The organism is Pseudoalteromonas sp. NH0006-26 (assembly GCF_057552415.1).
Genome location: NZ_BAAJMJ010000009.1, coordinates 60,442 through 76,867 on the forward strand (window position 1 = coordinate 60,442; position 16,426 = coordinate 76,867).

Genomic DNA, 16,426 nt, shown 5'->3' on the forward strand with positions numbered 1-16,426 from the left:
CCTCAATTGTATGGTTATATGCACCAGAAAATAGCGCCGTAACAGCTAATTACGACGCTCAGAGTGAGTTAGATCTCTTTAAGTGGTTTTTCAGCTGCTTGTTTATCCAGCTTTTGCTGTAAAAACTCTGGTGATTGCGTATTACGTGCTAAGGCATAATAAGCAGCAGGTACAACAAACAGAGTCAGTATGGTGGCAACTGTTACACCGGTAAATACCACCACACCAATAACCATTCTGCTTTCTGAACCAGGGCCTGAGGCCAACACCAAAGGCACAGCGCTCATAACTGTGGTCAGTGAGGTCATAATAATAGGACGTAAACGCTGGGTAGCGGCCTGCAAAATAGCTTCACTAAATTCCAACCCTTTATCACGTAACTGATTGGTAAATTCGACAATCAGTATACCGTTTTTAGCGCTTAACCCAATGAGCATCACAATCCCTATTTGACTGTATATGTTAAGTGTTAAGCCCATACTCCATAGCCCAAACATGGCGCCCATTAACCCAAGCGGAACGGTAAGCATAATAACAAACGGGTGCATAAAACTTTCAAACTGAGCAGCGAGCACTAAAAAGGTCACGGTCAATGCCAACACAAACACATAGGTCATGGCTGAGGCACCTTCATAAAACAACTGCGACTCACCTTTGTAGTCAATGGCACCATCAATGTCGTTTTCCTCTGCGGCAACATTGTTTAAAAAGTTTAGTGCTTGTTCTAGTGTGTAACCATCAGCTAGGTTGGCACTTAAGGTAATTGCACGCATACGGTTATAGCGGTTTAAACGCGAGGCGGTAGCTTCTTCTTTTAAGCTTATTAGGCTATCGAGTGGCACGAGTTCATTGCTACGAGATTTAAGGTAAATATTTGAAATATCAGTTGGGTTTGCAAAGTCTTCTTTGGTTCCCTTTAAGATTACATCGTATTCTTCACCGCGGTCAATAAAGGTGGTTACTCGGCGTTGACCAAGCATGGTTTCAAGTGTACGCCCCACATCTGAGACTGATACGCCTAAGTCTGCAGCTTTATTTTTATCAATACTCACCAAGAATTGTGGAAAGGTTTCTTTATAATCATGGTCAATTCGCACTAATCCAGGGTTTTTTTCAGCACGTTTAATAATTCTATCGCGCCAATCAGCTAGCTGAGCATAATCATTACCTTGTAAAACAAACTCTATTGGTCGTGATGAACCACCACCGCCAATACCACGGCGCATAATTGCAAAAGCACGTACATCGGTGACCTCTCGCATTTTACCGCTTATTTCATCCATGACTTCCCAAGTTGAGCGTTTGCGTTTATCCCAATCCGCCATACCAACAATGGCTACACCACCACTGCCACCCCAGCCAGGAACTCGCACTAAAACTCTACTTAGTTCGCCAGATTCAGAGTAAGGCATTAAGCGCTCTTCAATTTTTGCCATATTGGCGGCATTATTCTCATAACTAGCGCCTTCAGGGCCATTCATAAGCACAAAGAAAGTGCCACGGTCTTCTTTAGGGGTAAGTTCAGACGGTATTTGTAAAAATAATGAATAACTAACAAACCCAGCCAAAACTAAGCTCAGCATTAAGCCCCATTTTCTGGTCATGTTTGACGCTAAAGCGTTACGGTATCCATTTTCTAATTTAGTAAAAAAGCGGTCCATGACTTGGCTAAATTTACTTTCTTTTTCAGAGGCCTTTAACACCTTTGAACACAATGCCGGAGAGAGTGTTAATGCAGTAATGCTGGAGAAAAACACGGCAGCACTCACCGCCATTGCAAACTCTGTAAATAGTGCGCCTATTCGTCCTTCCATAAACACTAATGGTACAAACACAGAGATCAGCACTAGGGTGGTGGCTATAATTGCAAAGCCCACTTCGCGGGCGCCGCGATAAGCCGCTAATAAAGGCGGTTCACCAAGTTCAATGCGGCGGTGAATATTCTCTAGCATTACAATGGCGTCATCTACCACTAAGCCTATTGCTAATACCAGTGCTAGTAGAGTTAATAAGTTAATTGAATAACCCATTGCTAATAAAAACATAAAACTACTGACTAGAGCCACCGGTACGGTAACCGCTGGAATAAGTGTGGCGCGAATATTACCTAAAAATATAAAGATAATAAGCACGACTAACCCCATAGAAATTGCTAAAGTTTTATAAACCTCATTAATTGACTCTTTAATAAATACCGAAGAGTCGTAACTGTCTTCTATGGTGGTGCCTTCTGGTAGGTTACGCTTAATCTTTTCCAGTTCACTGCGGGCATTATCAACTACTGTAAGAGTATTTGCTTTGGCTTGTTTAACAATACCCATACCTATCATATTACGGCCATTTCCGCGGAATAAACTTTCATCATCGGCGGCTTCTAATTTTACGTCAGCCACTTCGCCAAGACGTACTAAATAGCCATCTTCACCTCGTTTAATAACCAGGTTTTGAAAATCGTGTTGATTTTTGTAACTGCGTGCGGTGCGCACAGTAAAATCACGGTCTACCGATTCAATTTCACCCGCCGGAAGCTCTACATTTTCACTACGCAGTGTTTGCTCTATATCACTAGAGGTAATACCACGGGCTGCCATTGCTTGGCGGTTGAGCCATACTTTCATGGCATACTTTCGCTCACCCCCAATACGCACATTTGATACACCATCAACAACAGCTAAACGGTCAACAATAAAACGTTGTGCATAATCAGAAAGTTGTAACGAGTCCATGGTTTCACTATTAAGTACAAACCATGCAATAGGGCTTTCATCACTGTTTGACTTTGATACCTCAGGAGGGCGCACTTGCTCTGGTAGACTATCAAGTGCTCGCGCAACACGCTCACGCACATCGTTAGAGGCATCGTCTATGTCACGGCTAATATTAAACTCAATGGTAATGTTTGAGCGGCCATTACGACTCGATGAATTAATGCTTTTAATACCCTCAATACCCGAAATTCGGTTTTCGATAACTTGGGTTATTTTGGTTTCAATAATCTCTGCAGATGCACCGGTATATTCAGTACTAATATTTACAATTGGCGTTTCAATATCAGGGTACTCGCGCAGTGGCAGCATACTAAAAGCAACTAAGCCAAAAGTGAGTAGGAGTAAGTTAATAACAATCGCAAAAACGGGGCGTTTAACGCTAGTATCGGTAATTTTCACGTGTTACCCCTTAACGCTTACTTTGCTACCAGAGCGAATTTTAATAATTCCCTCGGTAACAATCTGCTCGCCATTAGTTAGCCCTTTGTCTATTGCAACCCAGCCATTGTTTCTACTTGCAACATGCACTTCTATTCGTTTTGCGATGCCATCTTCAATTTGAAAAACATAGTGTTTATCTTGAAGTGGAATAATGGCTTTTTCAGGAACCATAAGCGCTTGATTGCTGCTTAGCTCTAGTGCGGTATTAAGTAGCATACCTGGACGCAGTAAACCCGACTTATTGGCAAAACTTGCCGTTACTTCTATGCTGCGAGTGATTGAATCGATACGTGAGCTTATATGGGTTACTTTTCCGCTGAAGGTTTGATCAGGGTAAGCATCGTTTTGAGTGCGAACCGTCATTCCGTTTTTCAGTTGAGCTAAATATTTTTCAGGCACTTTAAAATCAACTTTTATGATACTGATATCATCTAAGGTTGTAATTACCGTGCTGTTATTAACATAAGCACCTACTGAGATTTCACGTTTGCCCAATAGCCCTGAGAAAGGGGCGGTAATAGCCATTTCATTGAGTTTGGTTTTGGCACTTTCTAGTTGTGCTTCGCTGGCATCAACGCGGGCTAGTTGTTCTTCAAGTAATGACTTGGCAGTCGCTTGTGAGCGAGAAAGTTCAGTAAGTTTGGTTAGTTGGCGTTTTTCTTCTTGTAAATTAATGCTAAGTTCTTTTACTGCAAATTGTTCTTGTTGGTTTTGCAGTTGCACTAATTTTTGCCCTTTACTAACGAGATCGCCATCTTCGAAGTAAATGTTGGTAACATAATCGTTTTGTGCGCTTTTAATATAGATAGCCTGATTAGCTCTGGCACTGCCGATGGCTTCAATCATAATAGCATTTTCTTGCGACTCTACAGTGTGTGCAGATACTTGCGTTGCCATTGCTGAGTAATCAGCTTGCTCGCCTTGTGATGCGGGCAAGTATAAATAAACACTAAAAATTAATAGTAACGAAATAATAAATGGAAATAGGGCTTTACCTGATTGTCTTGAGTGCATTGTTTTCATACCTGAAAATTAATTATAAGTATTGTACGAAATCAGGACAAAAAAAGGCGGTTATGTGTCTCATTAATTTGTGCGTTAGGCGTAAAAATAAATAATACTTATTAATTGTGTAGTGAGATAAATGATTATAGGAGTTAATTGGTGAACTTCAAAACATCATGCAAACGTTGTTTAACACTGAGAAAGTTAGTCTTGTGGGCTATTATTATGTTTATATTTTATATGGCGTTTTTTCAGTATGGCTAATATAAAAAAACAAACACTCAAATACCGAGCGCAAGGCGCTAAAAATGGGATTGAAATACTGGTAGTAGGGAGTATTGGTTTAATTTTTATCATGCTATTCAATTTATTGCGCCCAGGTGAAATCAGTATTATTGAAATTTTTTTAGTAAGTTTATGTATTGCAGCAATTTTAATAGGTTTTTTTAAAACACAAGAACCTTTTTATAGTATTATTTTAACTGAGCAGCAATTAACATATCAGCATAAGTACGGGCAGTGGACTTTAAACCAAGAAAACATGCACCATTGTGGTATTCCTAAAGTTGATAATGGTATTGATCACCTTGAGCTTAACGCGATTGGTATTAAACTTAACGATGTAGATACATTTTTAGCTGCTTTAGCTCCAAGAATGGCGGGTAAACTACTAATAGAGCAGCGGCACTTTTTTATGCAAGTTGTTCAAAAAAATTGCAAGAATGGGCATTGCCCATCAGAATGGTTAGTTGAAGATAATAAATATAGGTCAAAAAAAGGAATTGACTATAATGGACTTATAGCAATGTTTGCTAATAGGGCTAAGCATCTTCAGCTTTTAACAGGGTATGACTTACTATTACCTGCAAGTGTAATAGAAAGTGATATTTGGGAATTTAGCGCAAATTTAAATAAATGGAAGCGTGATCCTTCTCAGTTTATAAAGTCGCAGTGTGAATAATAATATAACGACTCTCTGCGGAATTAGGAATAACTATGAGCCAAGACAGATCTTTCATTAAAAGTGGTCGAAATACCATTATACATAAAGATAAAAAGCTAGATTTAGTGATTGTTAATGGTGACAATCACCCTCGAATCAAAGTAACAGGAAATGGTCTTGAACCATTTAAAGAAGAGCTGCCAAAAAACCGCCGAGATGCAAAAGAGCGTTACCTAGATATAGTTTATATTTCTAGTGCTGATGTATTTAGTGAAGAAAAGCAGTTGTTGTTTATCCAATCCTTAGATGGCCGCGAGTACAAAGTAGATTACAGTAAAGTTGGCACTAAGTTATTTGTCCGTATTCATCAAGATAGCTATTTATAACACTACACTGGCACTTTTATTGCTAGATTGTCTTATTGGATAATTTTAGGATACAAAGGTGCTAAGTATGAGAGCCATTTCGTTAATACCCCTTATGTCATGTTTGCTTTTAGCGGCATGTGGAGGAGGTGGTAGTGATAACAGCGATATTAAAACGTCAGTATTTGCAGGTAACGACCTTCAAGTTGTAGAAAAATCAGACTTTACTATTTCTGCGAAAGGCTCACCCGCAGACGGTACATTTACTTGGCAACGTGTGAGCGGCCCCATTATAGATGTTTTTCCGCTTGAAGGGGCTGAACAAACCATTACTGCGCCAGATGTAAAGTCTAATAGTGAATTGGTTCTAAGAGTGAGCTATCAAACGTCAGATGGCAGTTTAGTCAATGACGATTTGAGTGTTTTTATTGCCTCTAATAACCAGCTTCCAGTTGCTGTTGTTACTCAAGTTGCCCCTGACAACTTACCCTCAGTTTATAATGATACTGTAACCTTAAGTGGTTTAACTTCCACAGATCCTGATGAAAATGGCGAAATTAGTCGTTACCTTTGGCAACTATTGTCTGGGCCTGATTTAACAATAGATAGCTACACCAATTCAACCCTAAGTTTCACCCATCCATTATTAGAAAATAACACCAACTTAAAATGGCAACTCACCGTAACTGATGATGAAGGCGGAGTATCTGCATCACAATTCGATATGACTCTTAATAAAACAGCACAGGTCATTATTGCCAATGCGGGAGCTGATCAAACTGTAGAAGAGTTTGATAAAGTGATTTTAGATGCCACTGCTAGTGAGGCGGCAACTCAGTCTTATCAGTGTAGGTGGCAACAACTTACCGGAAATAGTGAAACTTTAACCGACTCACAGTCATGTAAAGCCAACTTTTTTGCTTCTGACATTGATTTAAACGCAACCCTTAGTTTTGAAGTGCAAGTTATGGACTTAAAAGGACGGACTGACACAGATACAGTATTTGTTGACATAACTCCCAAAGCGCTTGGATTAATAAACGACACTGGGGTTGGAGAGTGTTATAACAATACTCAACGTATTAATTGTAATAATGATGAGTTTCCAGCTCAAGATGCTGATCTTGGCAGAGATAGTTTTGCAAATCGGTTAGGTAAAGTGGGTAAAGGTAATCTGGCTTTTGATTACACCAAACTTAATGAGTTTGCCGATGAGCTTCTTGATGATGCGTCGAACTTTAGCTGTATTCGCGATAATACTACCGGCCTAGTCTGGGAAGTGAAAAGTCCCTATTCCGGTGTGTTACCAAATACTTCGTTGCGTGATGGACAAAACCGTTATATTTGGCAAGGGACTGTCAATAGTGGCGATGCAACGGGTAGTGCTAACACCACGTGCCCAAGTAATAGAAATTGCGGATTGCAAACCTATATAGATGAGGTTAACGCCCTTGATTTTTGTGGTGGTAGTAACTGGCGTTTACCCACTTATACTGAACTTTTAGGTTTAATTGATTACGGTAAACAAGGGCAAAATATATTAATAGATACTGCTTTTTTCCCTAATACACCATCCAGCAATATTTTAGGACATTTACGTTACTGGACTTCACAAACCGCGGTTGATGGCAGCAGTTTATCTCAGGCTTATACTATCGATATGGTGGATGGTAACGACTTAGCTTACCCCAAAGATAATGTCGCTTACGTGCGCTTAGTTAGAAATCGTTAAGGTGATTATTATGAAATTAATTAAAGTCTCTATGTTATTAGCCTTGGGGTTGAGCCAGTCACTTGCAGCGCAGCAGTGTTATCAGGAAGTTGCAACTAGCGATGACACAGATAGATTTGTGATTCATATTGATGGCACTGTATCAGATACTAAAACGGGGTTAATGTGGCAGCGTTGTAATTATGGTCAAGTTTATAATAGTGAAACAAATCGCTGTGACGGTGATACTCAGCCACTAAATTGGCAGGCGTCACTCAAAGGAGCATTTAACGACACTTCGGCAGGTTATAGCGACTGGCAAGTTCCAAGTATTAAAGAGTTGGCCAGTATTGTTGATCACCGTTGTACAGAGCCAAGCATAAATGTAGGTGTGTTTTTAGCAACGCAGTCGCAAAATTACTGGTCTAATACTTCAGGTATTAGCAATATGAATTCGGCATGGGTTTATCAATTTGCCAGTGGTTTAAATAGCTTACATGCAAAAACAAGTAACGTGTATTTGCGGCTTGTACGCTATGAAAAGTAATCAAATGAGATAGCTTGTAGCCACTAGAGCTGAGGTTATTTAATCTAAGCTCTAGTTATTTACACTATTTTAATAATAAAGCTTGGTTGTAGTTGTCACCCAGGCTATTTTTTTGCCATTATAGGCCGTGAATTAATGACCAAGGACTATAAAGGTGTACTTAAGCTATTTTGGTTTACAAGAAAAGCCATTTTCAATTTCGCCGAACCCTCATTACTTATTTTTAAGTGAGCGCCACAAAGAAGCCTTAGCACATCTTACCTATGGGCTAGGTGAAGATGGTGGCTTTGTGTTGTTAACTGGTGAGGTAGGGACAGGTAAAACCACCATAACACGAAGTATGTTAGAGCGGTTGCCTGAAAACACCCAAGTCGCCATGATCCATAACCCCGCTTTATCAGAGTTAGAATTACTGGCTAGTATTTGTGACGAACTACAAATTACTTACGATGCCCAAAATGCCACATTGAAAAGTTTAACGGATGTCATTAAAAAGCACCTTGAGTTTAATAATAAAGCAGGTGGTCATACTATTTTAATTATTGATGAAGCACAGTTGCTTGCCCCCGATGTGCTTGAACAATTGCGCTTATTAACCAATATTGAAACCGACCATAAAAAATTACTACAAATAGTATTAGTAGGGCAGCCTGAGTTACAAGTACTTTTAAAGCGCAATGAATTAAGGCAGCTGGCGCAGCGAATTACCGCTAGATACCACTTATTAGCTTTAACACCAGGGCAGACTATTGCCTATATTCAACACCGATTACATATAGCGGGTTGTGATAAGAAAGTATTTTCTATGGATGCTATGCAGATGGTGCATCAACTGACAGGTGGTGTACCACGGTTAATGAACCTTGTTTGTGAACGTGCATTAGTAGGCGCTTTTTCCAAGCAGCAAGAGCTTGTTGATAGCGACATTATTAAACAAGCAGCAAGTGAATCTTTACCTATCGACTTTATTGCAACAAATAATAATAAGCCCAGAAAAACGAGTTCGATTTGGCCTTATAGTGCTGCAGTGTTAACGCTTTTTGGTGCAGGGATTGGCCTGTCTTTTATTTTTTAGTTAGGTGGTTCATGTCTTATTTATTAGATGCGTTAAAGCAATCAAAACACGAAACTATGAGCGCAGAGCAGTATGACTTGCAAGCGCAACAATTAAAACAACAACGTCAATTGTTGACCTATCGCCGAATTAGCTTTTTACTTGCAGGTAGTCTAGTTGCCGTGGGTATACTGGTTAGTGGCTTTTTTGTCGGTAAATGGTTACAGCAAGAAAATGCAGCGATAAACAATAGCCATGCACAGAATGAAATTTCTCAAACTACTCTCGTGCAAAAAAAGTCTGAGATGTTAAAAGAAACGCCTTCAAGTAAAGAAAAAGCCTTAGAAACGGTTAGTTCTGCAGAAGTAACGTCTCCAGAGCTAAGCCAAACGGCTGTGCCTAACAGTACGCCAACAATAGCAGGGCAGCTAGTTTATGTTCAAACTCCAACCGGTGTGCAGCAAATGTTGCTTACGCCACAAGGCCAGTATTTGTCAATGAACACTGCTCAATCGCCTCAAATGCAAACGCAAAATTATTCGACGCAGAATAACGTATCACCTAGCTTTCAACCGAGTAATCAACCGCAAAGTGTGCAAACTCAAACAGCGAAAAGAACACTCAGTGCCGATGAGCTGAGTAAATATAAAGTGTTAGGCAAGCCGCTGAATCAAACTGTACCCGAGCAACGGCCATCATCGCCTAGTGAACTTGATGCTGTTCCCGACACGCTTAAAAATGCGTTTGCGCAAGCGGTGAATAACACAGAGAAAGCAGCCGACTACGAAGTAACCCAAGGCTCTCGTCTTTCATCACGAGTACAACCTGTTGAGCTACTGCCTGATGGCCTGCAAAGTATGTTACCTAGTATTAAGTATCAGGCGCATATTTATTCTTCAACGGCAGATAAACGCTGGATAAAGCTCAATGGTAGAGAGTTATATGAAGGGGAGTCTATCGGTGCGTTGAAGGTGCTAGAAATAGCGCCTGATCAGAGCGTACTTGACTTTGATGGTTATGAATTTAGCTTAAAAGCGCTGCAAGATTGGCCACAATAGTGGCCAATTAACTAAAGATAGAGTGCCTATAAAAGCCTTCTAAATCTATATTATATTCTTTGGGTTTTACTGCTGACTCAAGTGTGTCTTGCGTTCTTTTATTTGATAAGTCAATATCTTTAACTTCAGTGTAATGCCCATGTTTTGCATTGAAAAACGTTTTTACTACCGGTTTTAATGGCGTAGCTGGATTGCTTTGGGTAACGAGTCCCACTTTTTGGCTGGAAAGTTTTACCAGAGTGCCTACTGGGTGAATACCAATGCATTGAATAAACTTATTCAGCAGTGCGCCATCAAAGCTATCTGGGCAACCTTGTTTTAATATTTTAAACGCCCTAATAGGCTCCATACCGGCTTTGTAAACGCGTTCAGCCGTTAATGCATCATAAACATCAACAATAGAGGCCATACGAACGTACTGGCTTATTTCATCGCCTTGTTTGCCAAAGGGATAGCCTTTGCCATCTAAACGCTCGTGATGCATACCTGCAATATCTACGGCAATCCCCGTTAATCCTGCGTCTTCTAGTATCTCTTTGCTAAAGAGCGCATGATTTTGCATCACTTTGAATTCTTCGTCCGTGTAACGACCTGGTTTGTTGAGAATAGCATCAGGGATTTTTATTTTTCCCATATCATGTAAAAGAGCGCCAGTGGCAAGTTCTTCAATAATTGCTTTTTCAATACCGAGATGTTTGGCAAAAATACTCATCAAAATAGACACATTTATCGAGTGCTCTAACAAATAGGCATCTTTTTGGCGCATTTGTGTAATGCACGCTAGAGCATCTTGATTTCTAAATACGGAGTCAATAAACCCACTAGCCAGTTCTTTAAAAGGCGCAACATCAACAGTACGCCCAGACTCTATATCGCCAAAAGCTTTGGTTTGCAGGTTTTTTGCTTCATCGTAAAGCTTTTTAGCTTTACTCATTTCTTGCTCAGCACTGTGGGTAATTAACCAAGGATCGCGCTTTTTGATTTCGTGCTGAGTAGGTGAGGTTGCTTGTGTTTCAGGTGCTTCAGATTCGAGCATTTTATCAGGGTCGATTTCAACCTCTAAAATTCCTGATTTTATTAATTTATCAATTCCACTTTGAGTTTTAATCCAGCCTTGGTTTTTTATTCTAATGCTACCAGTTTGTTTAACAACTTTTTGTACAAACATACCAGGCTTTAGCTGTGAAGTAGGAATGATTTTCAAAGTGAACTCTAATTAACAGTTATTATTTTTTAAATTAACAAATAAATGCGTAGATAGGAATAAAAAAGGCATCAAATAGATGCCTTTATTTAGATTAATGCATTAATTGCTATTCATCATCTTCAACAAGGGTCATCAACGAGGTGTTACCGCCTGATGCCGTCGTGTCTATACTGATTGTTTTTTCAGTAATTAAGCGCTTAATTAGCGTGTCGTAATACTCAGAGCTGATCACTGGTAGTATTGCGCCTTTACGTTGTGCAAGCTGTTGGCTGAAGTAGCCTAAGCGAGAAGAACGTGCAGCAACTACCGCACCGGCTAGGTGAGGATGCGCCAATATCGCTTGTAATTGATTTGGTTTAGCTACTTGGAAAACACCTTCAGCAACGCCAGTCGCAATAAACTTATCTCTAAAAGCAACCGCTTCATCATAAAATATTTCAGATGCTACCGTTATTACCGTGTTACCAGCAGCAAGCGCGGTAATAATCGATAGTGCCCAAAAGTTAAATGAGGTGCTCTTATCTGCGTAACATACTACACAGCCGCGTGCTTCAAGGTGAAGAGTGTTTGACTCACCCGTTGGTCCCGGTAAGGTTGTATATTTGCGCATGTGCTTTTCTAAGCGGTTTAACTGAGCACGTGCATCGGCAAGCGTTAACGCTAAATCGTCTGCAAGGTCGTCAATAATTTCAACGGTTGCTACTTTCGCTAATAATTGACGTACCGCAGAGACACGGTCGTTAAGTGGTGTTGCACGCCAAATTTTTTCATCGCGCATAGAGTTAACCATCAGCTTTTCTACTTGCTCATTTGCGCCACTGTAGTGGTGTAAATCAAGCTCATCTGGCGTTAGGTTGGTCATTTGCACGTTATCTGGCGATGCTTTTTCTTTTATTAAGCGTTGTAAGTAGTTTGGTCCACCGGCTTTAGGGCCAGTACCTGAGAGTCCTCGGCCACCAAACGGTTGTACACCAACAATTGCACCAATCATATTACGGTTCACGTATACATTACCTGCGCGCGACATTTTAGCTAAGTGTTCACAACGCTCTTCGATACGAGAGTGAATACCCATTGTCAAGCCGTAGCCGGTGTTGTTAATTTGATCGACAACACTATCAAGCTCACTCGCTTTAAAGCGGATCACGTGAACACATGGGCCAAATACTTCACGTTTTAATACTGATAAGTCTTTGATTTCGTATAAACGTGGTGCAAAGAAAAATGCGCCATTTTCGCTGTTATCAGGAATTTTACACTCGTAGTGAAGTGTTGCATTACCTTTTAGGTATTCAACATGATCATTAAGTGTTTTCAGCGCTTTTTCATCAATTACAGGGCCTACGTCTGTAGAGAGTAGTGATGGGTCGCCAATATGCAACTCAGCAAGCGCGCCTTTAAGCATGTCGATAATGCCATCGGCTACATCTTCTTGAATAAATAGCACGCGTAATGCTGAACAACGTTGACCGGCACTTTGGAAACCAGAACTGATAACATCATCAACAACTTGCTCAGGGAGCGCTGTTGAGTCAACAATCATACAGTTTTGGCCGCCAGTTTCTGCAATTAAAGGCACTTGAATATCGTTACGTGCCGCTAATGTTTGCGAGATAAGCGTGCCCGTTTCAGTTGAACCTGTAAACATAACTGCTTGAATGCGCTCATCTGGTACAATGGTTTTGCCTACTTCGCTACCGCGAGCAATCACAGGCTGTACAACGTGCTCAGGTAAACCAACAGAAAGCATTAGTTCAATGGCGCGTAGGGCAATTAAGCTCGTCTGTTCTGCTGGTTTTGCAATTACTGTGTTACCCGTAACAATAGCCGCGGCGACTTGACCTAAGAAAATAGCGAGCGGGAAGTTCCATGGGCTGATACATAAAATAACACCACGAGCTTCAAAGCGCTCATCTTGGGCAAGCTCTTCAGCACGGGCTGCGTAGTAACGACAAAAATCAACCGCTTCACGAACTTCATCAATACCATCTTGTGCTACTTTACCTGCTTCTTTAATACAGATAGCAACAAGTTCATCATGATGACGTTCTAAGATATCAGCAACGCGACGCAATAAATTAGCGCGCTCTTTTACAGGTGTTTGCGACCATGATTCAAATGCGGTTTCAGCGTTGGCTAGCAACACTTTCATTTCATCGCTATTTTGTAATTTAATATGGCCAATAATTTCTTTATGGTTTGCTGGGTTTTTAACTGCCAGTGCACCCTCAGGTACTTGGCTTTCTTCAATTAAGTGCTCTTCAAACCAAGTGTCTAAATTTTCTTTAAACGGGGTGATCACGTTAATATCAGTTAAATCCATACCTTTTGAGTTGGCACGTTCTTCACCGTATAAATCAATTGGCATTTTTATTTGCGTGTTGTACTTATTACGTAAACCTTGCAGCGTTTCAACAGGATCTGGTAATAATGCTTCAACCGGTTGAGTGGTATCTACAATGGCATTTACAAATGATGAGTTAGCGCCATTTTCTAGTAAACGACGAACAAGGTAAGCAAGCAGGTCTTCGTGTTGGCCTACCGGAGCATATACACGACACTGAATTTTTTCTTCATTAACGATTTGGTCAAATAAAGATTCACCCATACCGTGCAAACGTTGGAATTCAAAACCCTGGTTATCACCTTTCGCTACTTCTAAAATAGTCGCAGCAGTATAGGCGTTGTGTGTTGCAAATTGCGGGTAAAGTACATCACGTGCTTCAAGCATTTTAATCGCACACGCTTTGTATGACACATCTGTGGTTGCTTTACGCGTAAACACCGGGAAAAAATCTAAACCATCTTGTTGTGTGGTTTTGATTTCGGTATCCCAGTATGCGCCTTTTACTAAACGCACCATCATTCTGCGACCCACGCGGGTTGCTAGGTCTGTTAACCATTCAATTACAAAAATAGCGCGTTTTTGATAAGCCTGAACCGCTAAGCCAAACCCTTGCCAATCGCCAAGGTCGTCATCGCTAAATACCGCTTCAATTACATCGAGTGAAATATCTAAACGGTCTGCTTCTTCAGCATCAACAGTAAACCCGATGTCGTATTTTTTAGCGGCAAGTGCAAGTTCTTTTAGTTTTGGAACGATTTCTTCCATTACGCGTTCTTTATGAGTGAACTCATAACGCGGATGAATAGCCGATAACTTTACAGAAATACCCGGGCTTTTAATCGGGCCACGACCATTCGCCGCTTTACCGATAGCATGAATCGCATTCATGTAGCTATCAAAGTAACGCTTAGCGTCTTTCATTGTGCGAGCGCCTTCACCTAGCATATCGTATGAATATACATAGCCTTTTTGCTCTTTTTCAGCAGCGCGCTCAATTGCTTCGTTAATGGTACGACCCATTACGAATTGCTTACCCATTATCTTCATCGCGAAGTTAACAGATTTACGGATAACAGGCTCGCCTAAACGACCAATTGTTTTTTTAAGTATGCCAAACTGCTGCTCTTTCGTTTTGTCGTTATAGTTAACCATTTTACCGGTTACTAATAATCCCCAAGACGAGGCATTAACGAATAAAGAATCACTACTACCTAAGTGAGAGCTCCAATCGCCATTTGCTAATTTATCACGTATTAATGTTTCTTGAGTTGCTTTATCAGGAACGCGAAGCAGTGCTTCGGCTAAACACATTAATACCACACCTTCTTCACTCGATAGTGAAAATTCATTTAATAGCGCATCAACACCGCTTTGACCATCTTGGTCTTTACGAATGTTTAAAACTATTTGGCGAGCTCTTTCCCATGCACGGCTTCGTGCTTTAACACCGACTTCTGCAAGTGGTAAAATGTGATCAATAACCGCATTTTCATCAATACGGTAAAAGTCACGGATCTTTTGTCTGATCGGACAAGTCGTTGTTAAATCGCCATTGAATAACATAAGCAACCCTCAGGAGTGTTAAGACTTAGGATAATTGTTAATTATCGCTAAATGTTGTTGGTATAAAGCGTGCATTCTAATTAAAATCCAGCAGAATATGCTGGTTAATTTCGCCGTTTTACGATAATTTACAGGGCATATTATTAACTTATCCATATAAAATACTGATATGACTAATCCGAATAGATTACGCCTGCTTGATCGTATCGATATATCAATTTTAGACGTTTTGCAGCGCAATGGTAGAATTTCAAATGTTAACCTCGCAAAGCAGGTTAATTTAAGCCCCAGCCCCTGTTTAGATAGAGTTAAACGTTTAGAGCAAGAGGGCTATATTGAGGGTTACTTCGCTAAGCTAAGCGAGGAAAAACTTAACCAAAGCTTAGTGGCCCACGTGCAGGTATCGTTAGTTACCTCAAATACAGCGGTATTTAAAGTATTTCGTGAGCATATTCTTAAAATTAAGCAGGTTGTTGAATGTGATATGGTAGCCGGTGGCTATGACTACTTATTAAAAATTCGCGTTTCCAACATGGACGAATACAGAGAAGTATTAGGTGATTTGGTTGATATCCCAGGAGTGGGCACTCATCACACGTACATGGTGATAGAAAAAATCAAACAAGACCCTGGACTGCGTTTAGATATGTAATGCAGAGTATTTTATTAAAAATAAACTATAGCAGGCATAAAAAAAGCATCAAATGATGCTTTTTTTATGCCTGCTATAGTAAGTTAAGCTTATGCCCAACCTTCATAGCGTTTTCTACGTGATAACACGATAGTTAAGATAATTCCTAAGAACAAACCTAAAAATGCAATGGCTCCGCCATATGTAAGTAACTGGCGTTTTTCTTTAGCACTGGTTGCTTGTTTTAGTTGTTGCTCTTGAGAAAGCTCACCTTGTAGCTGACTAATTTGTGCTAATAGTTGCGCGTTTTGTTCGGTTAGCTGTGAGTTTTGCTCTTGCAGCTCAGGTAACTCAACTTGCGCTTGGCGAAGTCTATTCTGAATAGTGCTCATTTCGTTATTAAGCGCTTGGTATTGTTGTTTCAAACCAGCTGATTCACTGATAAATTTTGCCTCTACCCAGCCTTCACGGTCTTTATCATCTTTAACTTTTATAAAGCCGTTTTGTTCATCAGATAACAAAGTGAGTTGTGTACCTGCATCTATTGAACCGAGTAAGCGATAGTCTTTACTGGCACCTGAGCGCATAAAAGTATACAAGTTATCGATTATATAAGCTGTTTTAGCATTAGTTGGCGACGTTGATTGAGCTTCCTCTGCTTGGCTCATAAACGGGGCGGCTGTTAAAAGCAGCCATAGTAAACAGTGTTTTAGCATTTATCTACCTTGTTAATCTAGCAGTGTCCGTTGTGAACGTGATTTTTATTTCGCATAAGTATATAGATAG

12 protein-coding genes are annotated in these 16,426 nt (G+C 40.3%); 7 read left to right on the forward strand and 5 right to left on the reverse strand.

Going from position 1 to position 16,426, the window contains the following annotated elements:
* Window positions 1-68 precede the first annotated feature (68 nt).
* Complete coding sequence (locus tag AC27JR_RS13620; protein ID WP_487173907.1) at window positions 69-3,167, reverse strand: efflux RND transporter permease subunit; 3,099 nt, start codon at window positions 3,165-3,167, stop codon at window positions 69-71.
* Between the two features lie 3 nt (window positions 3,168-3,170).
* On the reverse strand, window positions 3,171-4,223 hold the full coding sequence (locus tag AC27JR_RS13625; RefSeq protein ID WP_008110914.1) for an efflux RND transporter periplasmic adaptor subunit: 1,053 nt from the start codon (window positions 4,221-4,223) through the stop codon (window positions 3,171-3,173).
* 247 nt (window positions 4,224-4,470) lie between these two features.
* Here AC27JR_RS13625 and AC27JR_RS13630 point away from each other — a divergent pair, with 247 nt between their 5' ends.
* The 6 genes from AC27JR_RS13630 (at window position 4,471) to AC27JR_RS13655 (ending at window position 9,892) form a co-directional block, all read left to right on the forward strand.
* The gene (locus tag AC27JR_RS13630) at window positions 4,471-5,175 is read left to right on the forward strand and encodes a DUF2982 domain-containing protein (RefSeq protein ID WP_008110912.1); all 705 of its coding nucleotides are present in this window, start codon (window positions 4,471-4,473) and stop codon (window positions 5,173-5,175) included.
* A 35-nt stretch (window positions 5,176-5,210) separates the two neighbouring features.
* On the forward strand, window positions 5,211-5,543 hold the full coding sequence (locus tag AC27JR_RS13635; protein ID WP_008110910.1) for a hypothetical protein: 333 nt from the start codon (window positions 5,211-5,213) through the stop codon (window positions 5,541-5,543).
* A gap of 67 nt (window positions 5,544-5,610) precedes the next feature.
* Window positions 5,611-7,254: an Lcl C-terminal domain-containing protein gene (locus AC27JR_RS13640; protein WP_487173908.1), complete on the forward strand. Its 1,644-nt coding sequence runs from the start codon at window positions 5,611-5,613 to the stop codon at window positions 7,252-7,254.
* A 10-nt stretch (window positions 7,255-7,264) separates the two neighbouring features.
* Window positions 7,265-7,780: an Lcl C-terminal domain-containing protein gene (locus AC27JR_RS13645; RefSeq protein WP_487173909.1), complete on the forward strand. Its 516-nt coding sequence runs from the start codon at window positions 7,265-7,267 to the stop codon at window positions 7,778-7,780.
* 154 nt (window positions 7,781-7,934) lie between these two features.
* Window positions 7,935-8,855, forward strand: coding sequence for an ExeA family protein (locus AC27JR_RS13650; protein WP_131690644.1), 921 nt, complete (start codon window positions 7,935-7,937; stop codon window positions 8,853-8,855).
* 11 nt (window positions 8,856-8,866) lie between these two features.
* A complete protein-coding gene (locus AC27JR_RS13655) occupies window positions 8,867-9,892 on the forward strand; it encodes a general secretion pathway protein GspB (protein ID WP_487173910.1) in 1,026 nt (341 codons plus the stop codon).
* 7 nt (window positions 9,893-9,899) lie between these two features.
* Here the strand turns inward: AC27JR_RS13655 and AC27JR_RS13660 are convergent, their stop codons facing one another.
* Both AC27JR_RS13660 and putA read right to left on the reverse strand, forming a co-directional pair.
* Window positions 9,900-11,096: a cyclic di-GMP phosphodiesterase gene (locus tag AC27JR_RS13660; RefSeq protein ID WP_487173911.1), complete on the reverse strand. Its 1,197-nt coding sequence runs from the start codon at window positions 11,094-11,096 to the stop codon at window positions 9,900-9,902.
* 109 nt (window positions 11,097-11,205) lie between these two features.
* Window positions 11,206-15,009, reverse strand: coding sequence for a bifunctional proline dehydrogenase/L-glutamate gamma-semialdehyde dehydrogenase PutA (putA, locus tag AC27JR_RS13665; protein ID WP_008110901.1), 3,804 nt, complete (start codon window positions 15,007-15,009; stop codon window positions 11,206-11,208).
* A gap of 169 nt (window positions 15,010-15,178) precedes the next feature.
* Here putA and AC27JR_RS13670 point away from each other — a divergent pair, with 169 nt between their 5' ends.
* Window positions 15,179-15,661: a winged helix-turn-helix transcriptional regulator gene (locus AC27JR_RS13670; protein ID WP_016899359.1), complete on the forward strand. Its 483-nt coding sequence runs from the start codon at window positions 15,179-15,181 to the stop codon at window positions 15,659-15,661.
* 89 nt (window positions 15,662-15,750) lie between these two features.
* Here the strand turns inward: AC27JR_RS13670 and AC27JR_RS13675 are convergent, their stop codons facing one another.
* The gene (locus tag AC27JR_RS13675; RefSeq protein WP_076919978.1) at window positions 15,751-16,356 is read right to left on the reverse strand and encodes a TIGR04211 family SH3 domain-containing protein; all 606 of its coding nucleotides are present in this window, start codon (window positions 16,354-16,356) and stop codon (window positions 15,751-15,753) included.
* Window positions 16,357-16,426 lie beyond the last annotated feature (70 nt).

Excerpts from the sequence above, each read along its gene's own strand:
- putA (WP_008110901.1), bottom strand. The coding sequence starts at position 15,009 with ATGTTATTCAATGGCGATTTAACAACGACTTGTCCGATCAGACAAAAG.
- AC27JR_RS13625 (WP_008110914.1), bottom strand. The coding sequence starts at position 4,223 with ATGCACTCAAGACAATCAGGTAAAGCCCTATTTCCATTTATTATTTCG.
- AC27JR_RS13670 (WP_016899359.1), top strand. The coding sequence starts at position 15,179 with ATGACTAATCCGAATAGATTACGCCTGCTTGATCGTATCGATATATCA.
- AC27JR_RS13635 (WP_008110910.1), top strand. The coding sequence starts at position 5,211 with ATGAGCCAAGACAGATCTTTCATTAAAAGTGGTCGAAATACCATTATA.
- AC27JR_RS13675 (WP_076919978.1), bottom strand. The coding sequence starts at position 16,356 with ATGCTAAAACACTGTTTACTATGGCTGCTTTTAACAGCCGCCCCGTTT.
- AC27JR_RS13640 (WP_487173908.1), top strand. The coding sequence starts at position 5,611 with ATGAGAGCCATTTCGTTAATACCCCTTATGTCATGTTTGCTTTTAGCG.
- AC27JR_RS13645 (WP_487173909.1), top strand. The coding sequence starts at position 7,265 with ATGAAATTAATTAAAGTCTCTATGTTATTAGCCTTGGGGTTGAGCCAG.
- AC27JR_RS13655 (WP_487173910.1), top strand. The coding sequence starts at position 8,867 with ATGTCTTATTTATTAGATGCGTTAAAGCAATCAAAACACGAAACTATG.
- AC27JR_RS13630 (WP_008110912.1), top strand. The coding sequence starts at position 4,471 with ATGGCTAATATAAAAAAACAAACACTCAAATACCGAGCGCAAGGCGCT.